This is a genomic window from Pelagibius sp. Alg239-R121, from assembly GCF_947331435.1.
In the GTDB taxonomy this organism is placed as follows: Bacteria; Pseudomonadota; Alphaproteobacteria; order Kiloniellales; family Kiloniellaceae; genus Denitrobaculum.
Genome location: NZ_CAMZOF010000001.1, coordinates 1437276 through 1452707 on the forward strand (window position 1 = coordinate 1437276; position 15432 = coordinate 1452707).

17 protein-coding genes are annotated in these 15432 nt (G+C 56.9%); 3 read left to right on the top strand and 14 right to left on the bottom strand.

Translation table 11 applies throughout. The features are described 5' to 3' along the window. Positions 1-216: 216 nt before the first annotated feature. Together QMZ18_RS06435 and QMZ18_RS06440 are read right to left on the bottom strand one after the other, a co-directional pair. Positions 217-966, bottom strand: coding sequence for a hypothetical protein (locus QMZ18_RS06435; protein WP_282605396.1), 750 nt, complete (start codon positions 964-966; stop codon positions 217-219). Between the two features lie 120 nt (positions 967-1086). Next, positions 1087-1923 carry a PEP-CTERM sorting domain-containing protein gene (locus QMZ18_RS06440; RefSeq protein WP_282605397.1) on the bottom strand — a complete coding sequence of 279 codons (837 nt, stop codon included), beginning with the start codon at positions 1921-1923 and terminating at the stop codon, positions 1087-1089. 376 nt (positions 1924-2299) lie between these two features. Here QMZ18_RS06440 and QMZ18_RS06445 point away from each other — a divergent pair, with 376 nt between their 5' ends. Continuing rightward, positions 2300-2737: a hypothetical protein gene (locus QMZ18_RS06445; RefSeq protein WP_282605398.1), complete on the top strand. Its 438-nt coding sequence runs from the start codon at positions 2300-2302 to the stop codon at positions 2735-2737. Between the two features lie 5 nt (positions 2738-2742). On the opposite strand, the gene QMZ18_RS06450 is transcribed toward QMZ18_RS06445, so the two are convergent. Continuing rightward, on the bottom strand, positions 2743-3432 hold the full coding sequence (locus QMZ18_RS06450) for a helix-turn-helix domain-containing protein (RefSeq protein WP_282605399.1): 690 nt from the start codon (positions 3430-3432) through the stop codon (positions 2743-2745). Between the two features lie 84 nt (positions 3433-3516). On the opposite strand from QMZ18_RS06450, the gene QMZ18_RS06455 reads away from it, so the two are divergent. Then, entirely contained in the window at positions 3517-4290 is a 774-nt protein-coding gene (locus tag QMZ18_RS06455; RefSeq protein WP_282605400.1) for a class I SAM-dependent methyltransferase, read from the top strand. 177 nt (positions 4291-4467) lie between these two features. Here QMZ18_RS06455 and QMZ18_RS06460 read toward each other — a convergent pair whose 3' ends face one another. The 4 genes from QMZ18_RS06460 to soxR all read right to left on the bottom strand — a co-directional run bounded on the left by QMZ18_RS06460 (position 4468) and on the right by soxR (position 6992). After that, complete coding sequence (locus QMZ18_RS06460) at positions 4468-5037, bottom strand: TetR/AcrR family transcriptional regulator (protein WP_282605401.1); 570 nt, start codon at positions 5035-5037, stop codon at positions 4468-4470. A gap of 71 nt (positions 5038-5108) precedes the next feature. Then, a complete protein-coding gene (locus tag QMZ18_RS06465) occupies positions 5109-5834 on the bottom strand; it encodes an SDR family NAD(P)-dependent oxidoreductase (RefSeq protein ID WP_282605402.1) in 726 nt (241 codons plus the stop codon). Positions 5835-5874: 40 nt separating this feature from the next. Continuing rightward, positions 5875-6273 carry an MAPEG family protein gene (locus tag QMZ18_RS06470; RefSeq protein ID WP_282605403.1) on the bottom strand — a complete coding sequence of 133 codons (399 nt, stop codon included), beginning with the start codon at positions 6271-6273 and terminating at the stop codon, positions 5875-5877. Between the two features lie 284 nt (positions 6274-6557). Then, on the bottom strand, positions 6558-6992 hold the full coding sequence (gene soxR, locus QMZ18_RS06475) for a redox-sensitive transcriptional activator SoxR (protein WP_322097147.1): 435 nt from the start codon (positions 6990-6992) through the stop codon (positions 6558-6560). A gap of 138 nt (positions 6993-7130) precedes the next feature. On the opposite strand from soxR, the gene QMZ18_RS06480 reads away from it, so the two are divergent. Next, positions 7131-7577 (top strand): hypothetical protein, encoded by a 447-nt coding sequence (locus QMZ18_RS06480; RefSeq protein WP_282605404.1) that lies wholly within the window; start codon positions 7131-7133, stop codon positions 7575-7577. Between the two features lie 118 nt (positions 7578-7695). Here the strand turns inward: QMZ18_RS06480 and QMZ18_RS06485 are convergent, their stop codons facing one another. The 7 genes from QMZ18_RS06485 to betC form a co-directional block, all read right to left on the bottom strand. Beyond that, positions 7696-9057: an Hsp70 family protein gene (locus QMZ18_RS06485; protein ID WP_282605405.1), complete on the bottom strand. Its 1362-nt coding sequence runs from the start codon at positions 9055-9057 to the stop codon at positions 7696-7698. Between the two features lie 133 nt (positions 9058-9190). After that, positions 9191-10126, bottom strand: a complete 936-nt coding sequence (locus QMZ18_RS06490; protein ID WP_282605406.1) for a 3-hydroxyacyl-CoA dehydrogenase NAD-binding domain-containing protein — start codon at positions 10124-10126, stop codon at positions 9191-9193. After that, positions 10126-10881 (bottom strand): SDR family NAD(P)-dependent oxidoreductase, encoded by a 756-nt coding sequence (locus QMZ18_RS06495; RefSeq protein ID WP_282605407.1) that lies wholly within the window; start codon positions 10879-10881, stop codon positions 10126-10128. The genes QMZ18_RS06490 and QMZ18_RS06495 overlap by 1 nt, the downstream gene beginning before the upstream one ends. 98 nt (positions 10882-10979) lie before the next feature. Continuing rightward, the gene (locus tag QMZ18_RS06500; RefSeq protein ID WP_282605408.1) at positions 10980-11909 is read right to left on the bottom strand and encodes a 3-keto-5-aminohexanoate cleavage protein; all 930 of its coding nucleotides are present in this window, start codon (positions 11907-11909) and stop codon (positions 10980-10982) included. Positions 11910-11918: 9 nt separating this feature from the next. Further along, positions 11919-12674, bottom strand: a complete 756-nt coding sequence (locus QMZ18_RS06505; protein WP_282605409.1) for an SDR family NAD(P)-dependent oxidoreductase — start codon at positions 12672-12674, stop codon at positions 11919-11921. Further along, positions 12671-13852 (bottom strand): ring-hydroxylating oxygenase subunit alpha, encoded by a 1182-nt coding sequence (locus tag QMZ18_RS06510; RefSeq protein WP_282605410.1) that lies wholly within the window; start codon positions 13850-13852, stop codon positions 12671-12673. Before QMZ18_RS06510 ends, QMZ18_RS06505 begins: the two co-directional genes overlap by 4 nt. Beyond that, positions 13852-15432 (bottom strand): choline-sulfatase, encoded by a 1581-nt coding sequence (gene betC / locus QMZ18_RS06515; protein ID WP_282605411.1) that lies wholly within the window; start codon positions 15430-15432, stop codon positions 13852-13854. Before betC ends, QMZ18_RS06510 begins: the two co-directional genes overlap by 1 nt.

A 15432-nucleotide genomic window follows, 5' to 3' on the forward strand; every position in this document is an offset into this window, starting at 1 on the left:
TGTCTGAGCTGAAAAGAAGCTAGTCAACCGAGCAGCATCATCCTATGTCAGAGCGTAACATTTGCGCTCTGACGAGTCTTTTTTGCAGGAATAGGGCGTTCAGATTGGTTGCGAAAAACGTCCACTCGAGGATCAAGTTTTGGACGTAGAATTTGTGCTGTACAAAATCGATTGTGCGCCAATTGCAGTATTTTCCGTGCTCACAATCGCCTCTGTTTAGTCACACAGTTCTCTAGTTTGAGATTGGGCACAGAAATGTTCCAAATGCGCTCTGCCAATTCGGGCCATGCTCCCACAATTTGCCGGAACCCTGCGTTCCAGAATGTCCGCGGAACTAAGTTTTGAGATAAACGCATATTCGACAAGATATTCGCAGGAGACGGGCAGTTCAGACAGGTGTTCAGCTTTGGCTTCCAGTTCTGAAACGATTTGACCGAAGACTCGTGGCTCCAGTGCCACCAGGTACACTGTACTTGTATAGCTTTCTGTCGTCACATATTCCAATCGAAGCGCTTTACTGTCCTGCGGACGTATGACGCCAGCACTACGCAACGCAATTGAACTTAGAGCTCTGTTCATCATCTGAAGTTGATTTTCGGTAACCATATCTTGGATCGTGATTAGCCGGTAGGTGGTCGTGAGATCTGCGTTCTCCTCAAATTTAATTGCTAACTTTACCGATCTGAGACTTAGCGGCATCTCTCCTGTATTTACGACATCCAGTACTTCCTCCGTCTGCTCTACGCGGGTGGAAATGTCGATGCCTGCAATGGGGTTCTGACTTCTCCAGGCATTGTAGACGAAGGTCGATACAGTGATTAGAGCAATCAAGAGAGATAGGACCAGAGATGTTTGGCCGGTAAAACGCCTGAAATCCTGGAAACTACCACATTTCACGCATTTGCGAGCAAGTGGATGGAGGGGCTCGAGGCAATCGGGGCAGCACTTCTGTTCGTCTGATGGCATAGGCACGCTCTCTTTTCATCGACTGCAATCTACGGAGACGACCGTGCAGCGATCCGAAAGTCGTTATTCAAGATATGTGTTTCGAACTAACGTCTTGTGGCGAGTGCTTTCGTAGCGGCTTTAACGACCGTTTTCTTGCTTCCGCCGGCGTGTGAACGCCATACCCGCGAGCCCGAAACCAAATAGGGCGAGGCTGGCCGGCTCGGGAACCTGGGTTTGCGGCGGGTCCTCCGGGGGGATGAACATGAAGCCCGAAATGCTGACGGCGGGGGCCAGGTCGGGCGGGAACCCGCTGTTAGCAACGTTGAAGTTTACCAGATCAATAAAGCTGTCGAAGCTGAAAATGTTTATGTTGTTCAGTCCGCCCGGGTCCGATTCGGTGATCATATGATACTGGTCGCCGTCGAAGGTCAGTCCGGAGATGCTGACGGCCGGGGCCAGATCGGGCGGGAAGTTGCTGCCTGAGACATTGAGATTTTTGAGGTCGGTCAGAGTATCGAAGCTGAAAATATTGATATTGTTCAACCCGCCCGGGTCCGACTCGGTGATGATGCGGTACTTGTCGCCATCATAGGTCAGTCCGGAGATGCTGACAGCCGGGGCCAGATTGGGCAGTGACGCGCTGCTTGAAACGTTGAAGTTCACGAGGTCGACGAAGCTGTCGAAGCTGAAGAGGTTGATGTTGTTTAGCCCGCCCGGGTCCGACTCGGTGATGAAGTGGAACTGATTGCCGTCGTAGGTCAGGCCCGACATGCTGACGGCCGGGGCCAAACCGGGCGGGAAATTGCTGCTTGAGGTGTTGAAATTGATGAGATCGACGTAGGTGTCGAAGCCGAAAAGGTTCATGTTGTTCAGACCGCCCGGGTCTGATTCAGTGATGAAGTGGAACGTCGGCATTGCAAAGGCCGGCAGCGGAAAAGCAAGCATACCGGCGACTAAAATCAGCACTTTTTTCATTAAGTGACCCCCTGAAAATTGATTCTTCATGCCTTGCGTTGAGTCTTCTGCTCAGTTGCAGGGCGACAAATTTCTGTTCAGGCAAACCGCGGTGCGGGGTTACGAAATACGATTTCTCCAAAGGGAGATGCCCGCACTTAAGGACTGATTTTCTTTAATGAATCAGTCTTGGTTAATTTATTGGTATACATATTAACATGATTTGGTGTGTTAGTAAATCGGCGCAAAACGTCATTCATTTCATGTTTGACACACAAGGCCGCTGAGTTTGACATCGCAGATAATCATCGTACTTGGACGTACGATCCTTCTTGATGCTTTTGACCGGGCGGAAGAGTGCTTTCTGTTCTGCAAGACCCTAATCGAGAGAGAACATATGATAAAATTTCTAATCTGGGCCTTGTGCGGAGTCTTCTTGTTCCTGGCTGCGGGCTGCGGTTCGCAGACCACCCCGGACAAAAGGGGAAGTTTAGCTGAGACCTTCGAGACCATGCTGGAAGACAGCATGGTGGACGCCGATCTCGTGGCTCATGTCGAGATTACCGGCTTCGAGCAGGAGGAGCGCAGCGGAGACATGGTCCTCTACCGGGTCGCCGCAAAAATGCTGGAAAGTTTTAAGGGGCCGTCGCCAAGGACTCTGGTGTTTCGCCAATGGATCACTGAACAGGCTGACGAGGAGGCAATCGGCGAGCGGGTGATCGTTGCGTTGCATGAGTCTGCGGTGGATGGGAGCTATTTTGTACTCGAAGGCGATTCCGCCTTTCCGGATCACGAGAATCTCTTGGATAGCGCCAGGAACGCCGAGACCAGGTAGCCGCGTCAGCTTGAGTTCCCCGCTGTTAGTTTGGCAAACGCCTGCTTACCGTTCTTGGTAAAGGCGACCGCGCGTGTGCCAGGGTGTTTTTTGAGCCAGTCCAGCTCCAGCATTCTCTCAAGCAGCGCATGGCCCAGCGAACCGCCGAGATGATGTGTCTGCTCGCTCCAATCGAGGCACAATCGACAGATTGGTCGCCGTTTCCCGGCAAGCTCGCTTACCGGAACACCGAAACTCTGCAGAAATCTGACCCCAGGATCCGAAAGCCGCAGCTCCTGTTCTCGGCTGATGAGAAAGCCTGACTTCTTCAAAAAGTCAAACAGCTGAACGCCGCACTCTCCAGCCAGATGGTCATAGCAAACGCGTGCCATACGCAATGGCGCTTCGCGTGGCGCAACGATATGTCTGACATGACCTGTGCGCACCGTGATCCGCAGGAGCACTTCCAGTGCTTCACCAACATCTTCGTTCGCGAGACTATAAAATTGGTGCCGTCCCTGTCGTGAGCGCTGCACCAAACCGCCCGCGAGCAATTTCGACAGGTGAGAACTCGTTGTCGCAGGTGTAACGCCGGCTTCCCTGGCAAGATCACCAGCTGTCCAGGCGTCGCCGTTCATCAAAGCCATCAAGATGTTGGTCCGCGCGGGGTCGCCAATAAGCGCGGCAACATGTGAGATGTCGGGTCCTACTTTCATATTTAGATGTGTATCAAAACATTATCTCTCACGAAAGGCGTATACCAGCCTGCAGTGATCATTTCAGTCAAAGGCATAAATGATATGGAACACGAAACGATATACACCCCGGAGGTTATTGGCTGCCTGGAGCTTGGCTGGGGGCCAGGATGGTTATCGCCGGGGGGAAGCGAAGATGTACGCGAACTCATTTCAGAGACAGATGTCGCTGGCAAGTTCATCCTCGACATAGGCGTTGGCACAGGCGGACCAACACGTGTTCTTGTCCAGGAATTCGGGGCCGGGCAGGTTATGGGTATCGACATCGAACAGTCCGTTCTGGACAGGGCTCAAACCCTCAACCGCGTGGAGAATCTCGAGGACCGCATCAGCCTGCAACGCGTTGTGCCGGGCAAATTACCTTTTCCCGATGCCCATTTCGATATCGTCTTCAGTAAGGACTCATTTGTCCACGTCGCAGACAAAGTGACGCTCTTTTCCGAGATCCATCGGGTCCTCAAACCCGGCGGATGCTGCCTCTTCAGCGACTGGTGCTGTGGATCGCCTCCCTACAGCGAAGAGATGGAGGGGTTTCTTGCTAACGGAATGAACTTTTCCATGGCGACTATTGAAGAAACCCGCCGGCATCTCGGCGAGGCTGGCTTTTTGGATATAACCGTAAAGGACCGGAATGCCTGGTTCGTGGATTATGCTATCCGCGAGCTTGAAGCAGCTAGGGGAGCCAAGCGGGCGCGTTTTGTGCGTGAAGTTGGGCGGGAAACAGCAGATCGTTTGGCCGCCGCTGCGACCCGGCGCGCAACGATTGCCAAGCAAGGGCACCTCCGCCCAACCCATCTTCGCGCAACCAAGCCGGCCTGACGTAAGTGAATCGCCCGAAATTTCGATGCAAGGGTATGGAACAGGCATTTCGGTGGGAACTACACAAGGGCGAGCACCAGTCTCTGCCCTATAGCGCGCGAGCGCGGATCATAGTGTTAGAATAGATACACCAGAACAGCAGGTTGCCGACCGCGAATCCGTCCAACCGAGCGTAGGTTACCCGCGCAGCAGGCTTCGAAGGCTTTCGACGACCTGTTTGACGTGCTTGTCGTCGCCGGTGATGCGTTTGATCAATAGAGCGCCCTCGACCGCACTGAAGGACAGCTTGGCCATGCGGGCCGGGCTTCCTTCGAAGTGGAATGCGCCATCCTTGCGCCCGTCCTTCAGAAGTTTGGTAAGCCAGCTGAGCTGCTCGTCGAAAAATCTCTCGACTTCGTCCTGCATGTCCTTGGGCAGGCCCGGGTACTCGCCGCTGAGCACGCCGCAGAGGCAGGCGTGGATTGGATTGCGGGCCAAGTTGAGGATCGGTGCAAGATAGCGCGTGAGCGCCGCCCAGTAATCAACGTTTTCCCTTGTGTCGAGGTCTGTCATCACCGCGAGCATAGTCTTGCGATAACGTTCGATGATTGCCTTGCCCAGCTCCGACTTGGCAGGGAAATGATAGTAGATGCTGGCCTTCTTGATGCCGACGCGATCGGCTACGTCTTGAAAACTGAAGGCGTGAAAGCCGTTCGCCTGTATCAGCTCTTCTGCCGTATCAAGTATCTGTGTCGCGGTTTCAGCCATCAATAGAGGTCGTTTTGGGCAATGGTTTCAGAACATCGGTCCTGTCTGTATAGCGTCTGTCTCGCTCAGAGTCAGAACTTTTCGGAGAAGGGGCGAAGGTCGATTTCCTGTGACCAGGCGGAACGGTCTTGTCCGATCAGTTGATAGTAGCTTTCGGCGATGGCGTCAGGCTCCAGGCAAGCGTCGCGTTCGGGGTCGAACCGCTCGACGGTTTTCTCGCTCCAGATCAGGCCGTCGATAACCACATGGGCGACATGAATGCCGTCGGCGCCATGTTCGCGCGCCAGGGATTGCGCCAGCCCGCGCAGTGCGAACTTGGCCGACGCGAAAGCGGCGAACTTCGCGCCGCCGCGCAGGGCTGCCGTCGCGCCGGTGAAAAGGATCGCGCCGCCGCCCTTTTTCTGCATGCCGGGCACAACGGCCTTGGCCGCCGTCATACCACCCAGACAGGTGACCCGCCAAACCGCCTCAAACTCCTTGGCTGTGATCTCGACGAAGGGCTTGATCAGGATCTGGCTGGCGTTGTGGATCAGAACATCGGGGGCGCCCCAAAGGTGCTCGACATCCTGAATGGTTTCGCGCACTGCGGTCGGTTCGGCCAGATCGCAGGAAAAATGTTTGAATTCGGCCGAACCTGACCCTGCGCTTCCATTGCCAAGTTCACTTTCGAGCTCCTTGCCGAAGGCTCCCGAACGTGCCAGTCCGCCGACCTTATAGCCGGCGCGATGCAAACGCCTGCAGAGCGAGGCCCCAAGGCCAGGGCCAACCCCGGTTACCACGGCAACTTTTTCGGTCATGGATTGGTTCCTCGCTGCAGACTGTTGGGATCGGGCTCCCTTACATAATGCCCATAACGCGTAGTGCAAGAACCGCTTGGACAATCCAACCGACCGTAAAGCAGATGGTGCGTAAGCCGGGAATGCCCGCCGTATAGACCACAAAGTGCGCCAGTCGGGCGAAGAAGTAGATCATGCAGGCAGTTGCGGTGAGAGAATCACCGTTTCCCAATACCACGACGGACAGCGCAAGCGGCGCAAAAATCACAAAATTCTCGATACCGTTCCGGTGCGCCTTGATACTGCGCTCGGCCCAGGCAGCGTGGGGAGCGTCGTTTTCTTCCGGATTGCCCAGCGTGCGCATCAGGCCCCGGGCGGCCATGCGGTTCAGAACGTAGGGAATCCAGAATACAGCCGTCATCAGGGCTGTGGCGGCTAACCAAAAGATCTCTTGCGACATTGTTTGTGCCTTTCTTACTGAGGAAATGCCTACCTGTTGGATGGTAGAATATAAAATCTACCTAACGGAAGGTAGATGATCAACTGAAACTTCCTGAGCGAAAGGTTCGCGAATTAGAGACTGCCTCCGGTTTCTATCGAAGTGATTGTTAGAAAGCGTTTGTTTTCATCGATACGGACAAAAATCTTACACGCTCCACGACACCTTCTCGATGGGCTCGCGGCGGGTCGACAGCTTTTGGAATCCGGTGCCGCTACGGTCCGCTCGGTCTCAGTTTCTCGTTCTCACATCCAATACCGCGGTCCGGAGCCGTTGCGCCCGACGCGATCTTCCGGATTGGCGAAGCGGCAGTGATCGAAGGAAAGGCATCCGCACCCGATGCAGCTTGTCAGACCTTCTCTGAGGCGCTGCATTTCGGCGATCCTTTCATCGATCCGCTTTAACCACTTGCCCGATAGGCGTGACCAATCCCGGCGCGTGGGAATACGGCCAACTGGAAGTTTGGCGAGCTCTTCACCAATCTCGTCGAGCGTCAATCCGATCCGCTGTGCAAAGACAATGAACGCGATGCGTCGCAGCACCGAGCGTTGAAATCGACGATGCCCCGAACCTGTCCGTTCAGACGCAATGAGCCCTCGCTCCTCATAGAAACGTAGAGCGGACGACGCGACTCCGCTGCGGCGGGAAATTTCACTGATTGTCAGAACTGATTCCATCATGAAGAAAAAATCATGTTTCGCTCTTGACTTCAAGTTCACTTTAACTTGTAGCGTCACATTTATTGCAGTGCTGAGCCGACTCGCGTGTTGAGCCCCAGCCGCCAGTGAACAAAGCCCAAAGGGCGAAAGGATCGAAAAATGACCGTGCAGATTGGAAAGTTGCTGAAAGACAACAGCAATTACAGCTTCGTTCAATCAGAAGATAAAAAGCTGCTCCTGTTTAATTGGAAACATGTGGCGGGGCTCAGCATTCAGGTTTTTCAAAGAGGCATTTCCAAGTTTGCGGAACAGTGCAAAAGGCATAAGCCCACCCATGCCGTGATCGATGCCAGGGCATTGGATCAGGGCAGCCCGGCTGTTGCCTGGCTGCGTTCACAAGACGTCGAAACGACTTTGGAAGACTATATGACCTGGTGGACTCGAGAGGTTTTGCCGGTATATCAGGACGCCGGTATCTCTTCTCTCGCAGTTGCCACGGGTGATCCGAATGCGCCGGGTGAACTCACAAGCCTCCCGCCGGAAGTCAGATTCAAGATGGGATACTTCCCAGATCTTGAAACGTCGTTGGATTGGAAGCCGGAATAGCGGTGCCTCCAATGTATTACAACTAGCATTAAGGAACTCCGCGTGGCAGTGACGAGAGAGGGACTCAGACGTTATGCGACGCCGATGGAGTGAAACGGCGCAACCGTGACAGTTTAAGCTATTCCCCCTCAGGCGCACACCAGCGGTCGATGTCGTCGCTCTCGCCGATAAGGGCAAGGCCGTGGGCGATGGAGACCAGTTCGTCGCCGGTCTCGATCTTTCCGGCACCGAAACGCTCTTCGAACATTCGGCGCACTGCGGGCACGAAGGAGCTGCCGCCCGTCAGGAACACTTTGTCGATCTCGTTTGTCTGTAATCCGGCCCGCTGCATTGCGATGTCGACCGCCTTGCTCATCTTCTGCAGGTCACCGGCGATCCAGGTTTCGAAGTCCTTGCGCTCTATGATAAAGCGCAGATCGACCGACTCCGTGGCGAACTCGAACGCGGTCTGTTCGCTGTCGGACAGGCGTGCTTTGGCATCTGAAACCGCTTTATAGAGTGCATAGCCGAGGTCGTCCTCGACCAGATCGATAAAGGTCTGCAAGCGCTCCGGCTCGTTGCTTGAGCGCAACAGTTTTTTGAGTTCGCGAAAGTCCCGCGAGGTCTTCAGGATCGAAAGTTCGCTCCAGCGGGCGAAAGCCGTGAAGAAGCGATTCGGCAGCGTGAGTTCCGCACTCATGCTTTTGTAGGTGCTGCCTTTGCCGATTTCCGGCGAGATCAGTTTGTCGATAATGTGGAAATCGAAAGTGTCACCGGCCACCCCGACACCTGAGGATGCGAGCGCGTGGGTACGCAGGTTCTTGCCATCCACTTCGAAACGCATGATCGAGAAGTCGCTGGTGCCGCCGCCGAAATCGGCGACCAGAACCGTGGCGTCGGCCGTCAGGCGCTGGGCGAAAAAGAAGGCGGCGGCGACTGGTTCATAGACAAAACGGACATCCTCGGCGCCGAACTTTGCCAGTGCGGCGCGGTAACGGGAAAGGGCGAGAGCGGCGTCCGGCTTGCTGCCGGTGAATTCGACCGGCCGGCCCACGATCAGGCGCCGCGGCAGGCGTGCCATCTGTGTGCCGGCGCGCTCACGGACGAGATTGAGGAAAGCCGCCAACAGGTCCTCGAAGCTGTAACGCTGGCCGTAGATCCGCGTCTCCGCGAAGAGAGGACTCGCAGCAAAGGACTTCAGCGACTGAAGGAAACGGCAGTCGCCCGGGTTCTCGATAAAGTGATCGATCGCCCAGGGGCCGGCATCCGATTCGACCGGGCTCTTGGGGATGCTCTCGTCGTGCCAGAAACACAAGACCGACCTGAATGCCGAGAGGCTCTGATTGTTGTGCTCGAACACCAGGGGTGATGCGCCGCCCGAACCCTCATTGGAAGCGGTGGGCAGTGCGACGACCGTATTGGTGGTGCCGAAGTCGAGGCCGAGGCTGGATCCCTCTACTTGCTGTCCCATGATTCGCCGATCACGCTGTCTGGTGCTCATCAAGAAAATTCACGTCCCGCGCAGTGGCGCCAGGGGGCGGTTCATCTCTCATATTTCCGATGTCAACTCAAGGGGATATGCGCGCGCGCCTGTGCCTCACGTGTTTCGTCGAGTTCTACAATCCGATCCGAGCCTATCGCGTCCTGAGGTCTCGCGTTGCCTGTAGCATGGCCAGAATCATGGCGTCCCGCTGGGAGGAAGCGCTGATGACGTCTCCTTGACCGGTTTCGGCGGCAATGCCCTCAGCGAGGATCGCCGCGATTTCCTGGGTCAACTCCGGCGTGCCCAGATCCTCCCACCAGCGATGAAAGCTGTCGCGGTATCTGTTGCAGAATTCAGCCATTCCGCCAGATCCAGCCCCCAGATGAAAAAGCATATGAGGTCCCATAGCCGCCCAACGGAGACCCGGTCCCGCCCACACGGCTTTGTCGACATCCTCGACGGAGGCCACACCGCTGGCAACCAGGTGGATTGCCTCCCGCCACAAAGCGGCCTGCAGCCGGTTGGCGACGTGGCCGGGCACCTCCCGCTTTACCCGGATGGTTTCCTTGCCCATCTCCTCGTAGAATTGTTCCGCCCTTTCCAATACGCCGTCGGCTGTCTGTTCGTTCGTGATCAGTTCGACCAGCGGAATGAGATGAGGCGGATTGAAGGGATGACCAAGCAGAAAACGTGAGGGGTCCTGCCAGCCCTTCTGCATGTCGTGCACCATCAAGCCGGATGCGGAGGAAGCGACGATCGCTTCGGGCGGCAGATGGGGTTCTATCTCCCTAAAGAGCGCATGCTTGATCTCCAGGCGCTCGGGCACGTTCTCCTGAACGAACTGAGCCCCTTGAACGGCTGTGCCTGCAGCAGTGTGAAACCGCAGCCGGTTGGGATCTGCACCTTCGGCGAGGCCGAGTTTTTCCAACAGCGGCCAGGCGCGAGCCACATAATCACCTACTTGTTTTTCAGCGTCCTCGGCCGGGTCATACACGTCGACTGCCAGTCCGCGTGCCAGAAACAAAGCCGTCCAGCTGACGCCAATCACGCCGGCGCCCAGAACGGCGACTCTCTCAAACTGCTGCATTAGAATAGTCCCGGGTTTAGCGGTGAGGCGGCAGTCAACCCGCCGTCGAGGGTGTAGCATTGGCCGCTTGCAAAGCCCGCGTCGTCGGAGGCAAGCCATAGTGCCAGCCGGGCGACATCATCCGGTGTGCCGAAGCGGCCGGCCGGGTGCCGTTTGAGTGCGTCGCGTCGAGCCGCTGCGGGATCCTGCGCCTGCGCAAAGGCCGCATCGGCCATGTCCGTCATGATCCACCCGGGACAGATCGCGTTGCAGCGGATATCGGGGCCGTGATCCACCGCGATAGAACGCGTCAGCCCGTGAACGAACGCCTTGGACGCGTTGTAGAGGGCCATTGCCGGATCCGCGGTCATGCCGGAGATCGATCCGATGTTAATGATGGAGGCGCTTTGCTGCATCACGGGAACGAAGGCGCGGCAGACGAGAAACACGCCTTTTGCATTGACCCCCATAACGGCGTCCCAATCTGCGTCACTGCTCTCGACCACGGTTTTTTCAATCTGAATGCCGGCGTTGTTGACCAGAATGTCGAGTGAGCCGAATGCTTCCACCGCGGCGCACTTCAAGGCCTCGACCGAGGAGGGGGCCGAAACATCCGCCGTGACCCACTGGACCGAGGGACCGAGCTCATCGGGCCGCGCCCCACGACCACAGGTCATGACAGCAGCGCCTTCCGCGTGAAGAGCCTCGACAATAGCCCGGCCGATCCCCTGGCGGCCGCCGGTCACAACTGCCGTCTTGCCTTTTAACCGTGCCATCTCTGTGCGCTCCGTTTACCGCCAATTCGTTTCATTCTCTGTATCGCCGTTCTCTGCATCGCCGCCTCGATGGAGGCCTCGATGGAGATTAATCCGCTCTAGAAGTTCACGCGGTCGCCGCCCTTCAGGCCCAGACGAGCCCGGGCTTCGGCGGGTGTTGCGATGCTCAGTCCCAAGTTTTCGACGATCTCACGGATTTTGCGGACCTGATCTGCATTGGACCCTGCCAGCTCGCCTGGGCCGATATAAAGGCTGTCTTCAAGGCCGACTCTCAAGTTGCCGCCCAGCATCGCGGACTGTGTTGCAAAGGGCATCTGATGGCGTCCGGCCGCCAGAACCGACCATTCGTAATCTCCCCCGAACAGCTTGTCGGCGATCCTGTGCATATGCATGAGGTTGTCCGGATCGGCGCCAACGCCGCCGAGAATTCCGAACACCATTTGTACAAAGAACGGCGGTTTCACCATTCCCTGATCGACGAACCAGGCAAGATTATAAAGGTGGCCGAGATCGTAGCACTCGAATTCGAAGCGCGTGCCGTGTGCCTCGCCCAGTTCGCGTAATGCATACTCGATAGATTTGAAGGTGTTGGGGAAAATGAAATCCCGGGTCATCTCGAGGAACGCAGGTTCCCAGTCATGCTGCCAGCTATCGTATTTTTCCAGCAGCGGGAAGATGCCGAAGTTCATGGAGCCCATATTCAATGACGCCATTTCAGGGCTCGCACGCAGCGCGGTCGCCAAGCGCTCGTCGATGGTCATGCCCAGTCCGCCACCGGTTGAAACGTTGATTACTGCGTCGCTTGCCTGTTTGATCACCGGCAAGAATTGCATGAAAGTTTCCGGGCGGGGGTCCGGCTTGCCGGTTTCCGGATCACGGGCATGAAGATGGATGACGGCGGCCCCGGCTTCGGCGGCTTCGATGGCCGCAGTGGCGATCTGCGCGGGCGTGATCGGCAAGTGGGGTGACATGCTCGGCGTATGAATGCCGCCCGTCGGAGCGCAGGTGATGATTACCGGTTTCGTCATCTCAGCCTCTTAAAGCTTCATCTGCTGGACCTGGGCCGAGAGCCCGCCGTCGATCACCCAAAGCTGGCCGGTGGCGTAGCGTGCTTCGTCCGAAGCCAACCAGTTCACCAGGTTTGCGACGTCGTCCGGCGTTCCGTACCGGCGGATCGGATGAACGTCGCGGACCGACTGTTTGAGGGAATCAATATCGCCTGCATCCCGAAAGAAGCTTTGGAGCATTGGGGTATCGACGTAGCCGGGGCAGATCGCATTGACCCTGATTCCTTCGGGTCCATGATCACAGGCCATGGCTCGGGTCAGCGCATGCACCGCGCCCTTGGTGGCGCAATAGGCGGTTAGGCCGGGATCGGCGATGAAACCATCATAGGACCCGAAGTTGATTACACTGGCGCCCGCCGACCTTCGTAGCAGAGGCAGCGCATACTTCGACGTCAGGAACATTCCCGTCACGTTGACGGCAAAGATGCGGTTCCACTCTTCGAGGCTGGTTTCCTCGATGGTTTTTTCGATCTCGATCCCGGCTGCGTTGACCAGAATGTCGAGCTTGCCCCAGCGTTCGAGGAGTGTTTCGAAAGCCATCTTTGCGTCCTCCTCGTTCGTGACGTCGTATCGAAGGCTGCTGATGTTCCCGGACGGCGCCTCTTCTGCGGTCAGATCGGCCGCAACAACCTGAGCTCCCTCCTTGGCAAAGCGCGAACAGATGGCCGACCCGATCCCGCCGGCGCCGCCGGTTACGAAGGCTGTCTTCCCGCTCAACCTAGTCATGACGATCCCGCCGCGTTTGTCTCTGCCTGTTCTTCCGGCCCGGCCTGCGCTTTTGCATAGGCGTCCAGCAGGAGACCATGAAAATGATGCACCGCATGTTCTGATTTTCCCGAACCCGCAGGATCGTGCACGATCCTGCCTTGATTAAAGGCCGGTGTTGACATGCCGCGCTGCACGCTTTCGACCAATGCGATATCTTCAGCCTGAAGTACCTCGTCGATGTACTGGATCGCCTCCCGTTCCGCCGCCACAGGATCCGCGGTCTCAAAGAAAAAATCGTAGGTTTCCAGCGTGCGGTTGGGCCCCGCTGGGATGATCTGCATCACGATGATATTGCCACGCCCCGGGTAACGCATCAGACAGGTATTGGGCCAGAGCCACCAGACTGCATGATCCCGGACGCTGGCATCCGCGACCGCATAGGCGCTATTTGCGCTCTTTCCGGCTTCTGCCATATGGCTGGAATAGATACCGTGCGTGGTTACCCGGTAGGTGTCCATATCGACCAGCGTGCAGAAGTCCTTGTGTGCCCGCGGGCAGTGGTAGCATTCGAGGAAGTTGTCGACGACGTTCTTCCAGTTCGACCTGATGTCGTAGGTCAGCCGTTTCGCGAAGGTCAGCTTTTCGATGTCTGGCGCCCACTGTCGAATCTCATCGGCGAGCGCCCCGCTTTCCTGTATCAGGGGAGATGCAGCGGGATCCAGATTGACGAAGATGAAGCCGCAAAACTCTTCAACCTGTACCGGGTCCAGACAGATGACGCCGGGCTCGAAGTCCTTGAGGTGTTCCGTTTTCGGAGCGCCGCGCAACTGCCCAGTCAGATCGTAGCTCCAGGCATGATAGGGGCAGACGATCAGCCGGGTTCGGCCTTCGCCGCGCAGGAGTTCATGAGCACGGTGCTTGCAGACATTGTAGAAGCCCCTAAGCCGGCCTTCCCGGTCCCGGATCACGCAGACGGGCTGCGCGGCGACTTCAGTTGCAATATAGGCGCCCGGTTCGCGAAGTTTCTCGCCATGGCAGACCCACTGCCAAGAGCGTTTGAAGATCGCTTCGGGTTCAATCTTCGCCCAAAGCGCTTCGGTATAAGCCTCCGACAATAAGGACGAGGAGCGTGCCGGATCAGGATCGTAACCCTGAGAAATCCGTTCGATATCCTGTTGAGACGGTGAAACGGTCATCACGTCGGTTCCTTTACGACCTTAATACCATCGCTCCCTGGTACAAGTGGTGGAAAGCGGGTTTTCACTGCGGCAACAGTCCAGTCCATATGGTTTCGGACATATTCGTTCGCAGCATCTCGCGGCGGATTGAAATCCCAACTGGGGGCGGGCCTGCCGGCTGTAGATGCGACAATCGTGCGGCGGCGCTTCTGGGAGAGGATCACGTCCCGCCTGATCTTCTCGCTGTGCCAACGTTCCTGCACGGCCTTCAGGAACTGCTTGGCAAGCCCGTCATAAGCCGGATCGCAGGCAAGGTTTATGCGCTCGTCACGGTCTTCCACCAGATCGAACAGCAGAGGCGGATCGGTGTCGCAATGAATGTACTTGTGCCGGCCGCGCCGGATCATGAAAACCGGGTGAGATGTCATCTCGGCGCAGTACTCACCGAGCGCCTCGTCAATGATACCCCTGCCGTTCGGGTCTTGATCTCCCTTGGCCAGCGGCCAGAGGGAACGGCCGTCGATCACCTGCGCCAGCTCGGGTTGGGGTATGCCGCCTTCAGACGCTATGTCAAGCAGGGTCGGCAAAATGTCCACCAGGGAGCAGGCATTGCTCAACACGCCCTGGCGAACGCCGGTGCCGGATAAGATAAGGGGCACACGCGCCGAATGCTCGAAGAAGTTCATCTTGTACCATAGGCTGCGTTCGCCGAGCATGTCGCCATGGTCGGCCGTGATGATGATCACCGTGTTCTCGAACATGCCGGCTTGTTTCAGCGCCGTGACCAGTTCGCCGACCTTGCTGTCGAAGTAGGTGGTATTGGCGTAATAAGCGTGACGGGCGTTGCGCAGCTGCGCCTCCGTCACCTCGGTCTCGCTGGCCTGGATACCGTCCATAAGACGTTTGGAAAAAGCGTCCTGCGCGTCGTAATCAATGGTCGCCTTCGGCAGATCTATATCGGATGCCTGGTAATGATCCCACCATTCCTGCCTTGCGACATAGGGGTCGTGCGGATGAATGAAACTTGCGACCAGACAGAAGGGTTGGGTTCCGTTCCGTGCGAGATCGAAAATCTTGCGCTTGGCAAAGAACGAAACCTCGTCGTCATACTCGATCTGGAAAGTCGTTGCCGCCACACCGGCCTCCAGGACCGAATCCATGTTGTGATACCATTTATCGATGCGCTCGGCGGGCGCTTCCCAATTCGGTGTCCAGGCAAAATCCGAAGGATAAATGTCCGTTGTGAGGCGTTCGTCAAAGCCGTGAAGCTGATCCGGGCCGACAAAGTGCATCTTGCCCGAGAGACAGCAATGGTAGCCCATCTGTTTCAAATAGTGGGCGAAGGTTGGGATCGACGACGGGAATTCGCAGGCGTTGTCATAGGCTTCGATCCGCGTGGCGAGCTGACCGGACATGAATGAATAGCGGGCAGGCGCACAGAGCGGCGTGTTGCAATAGGCCGCGTCGAAGCGGGTGCCTCTTCGCGCCAGGGCGTCGATGTTGGGCGTTTTGACCAGCGGATGCCCGTACGCCGCCGTGAATTGAGGCGACAGCTGGTCAGCCATGATGATGAGGATATTGGGGGGTGTTTTGGGCAT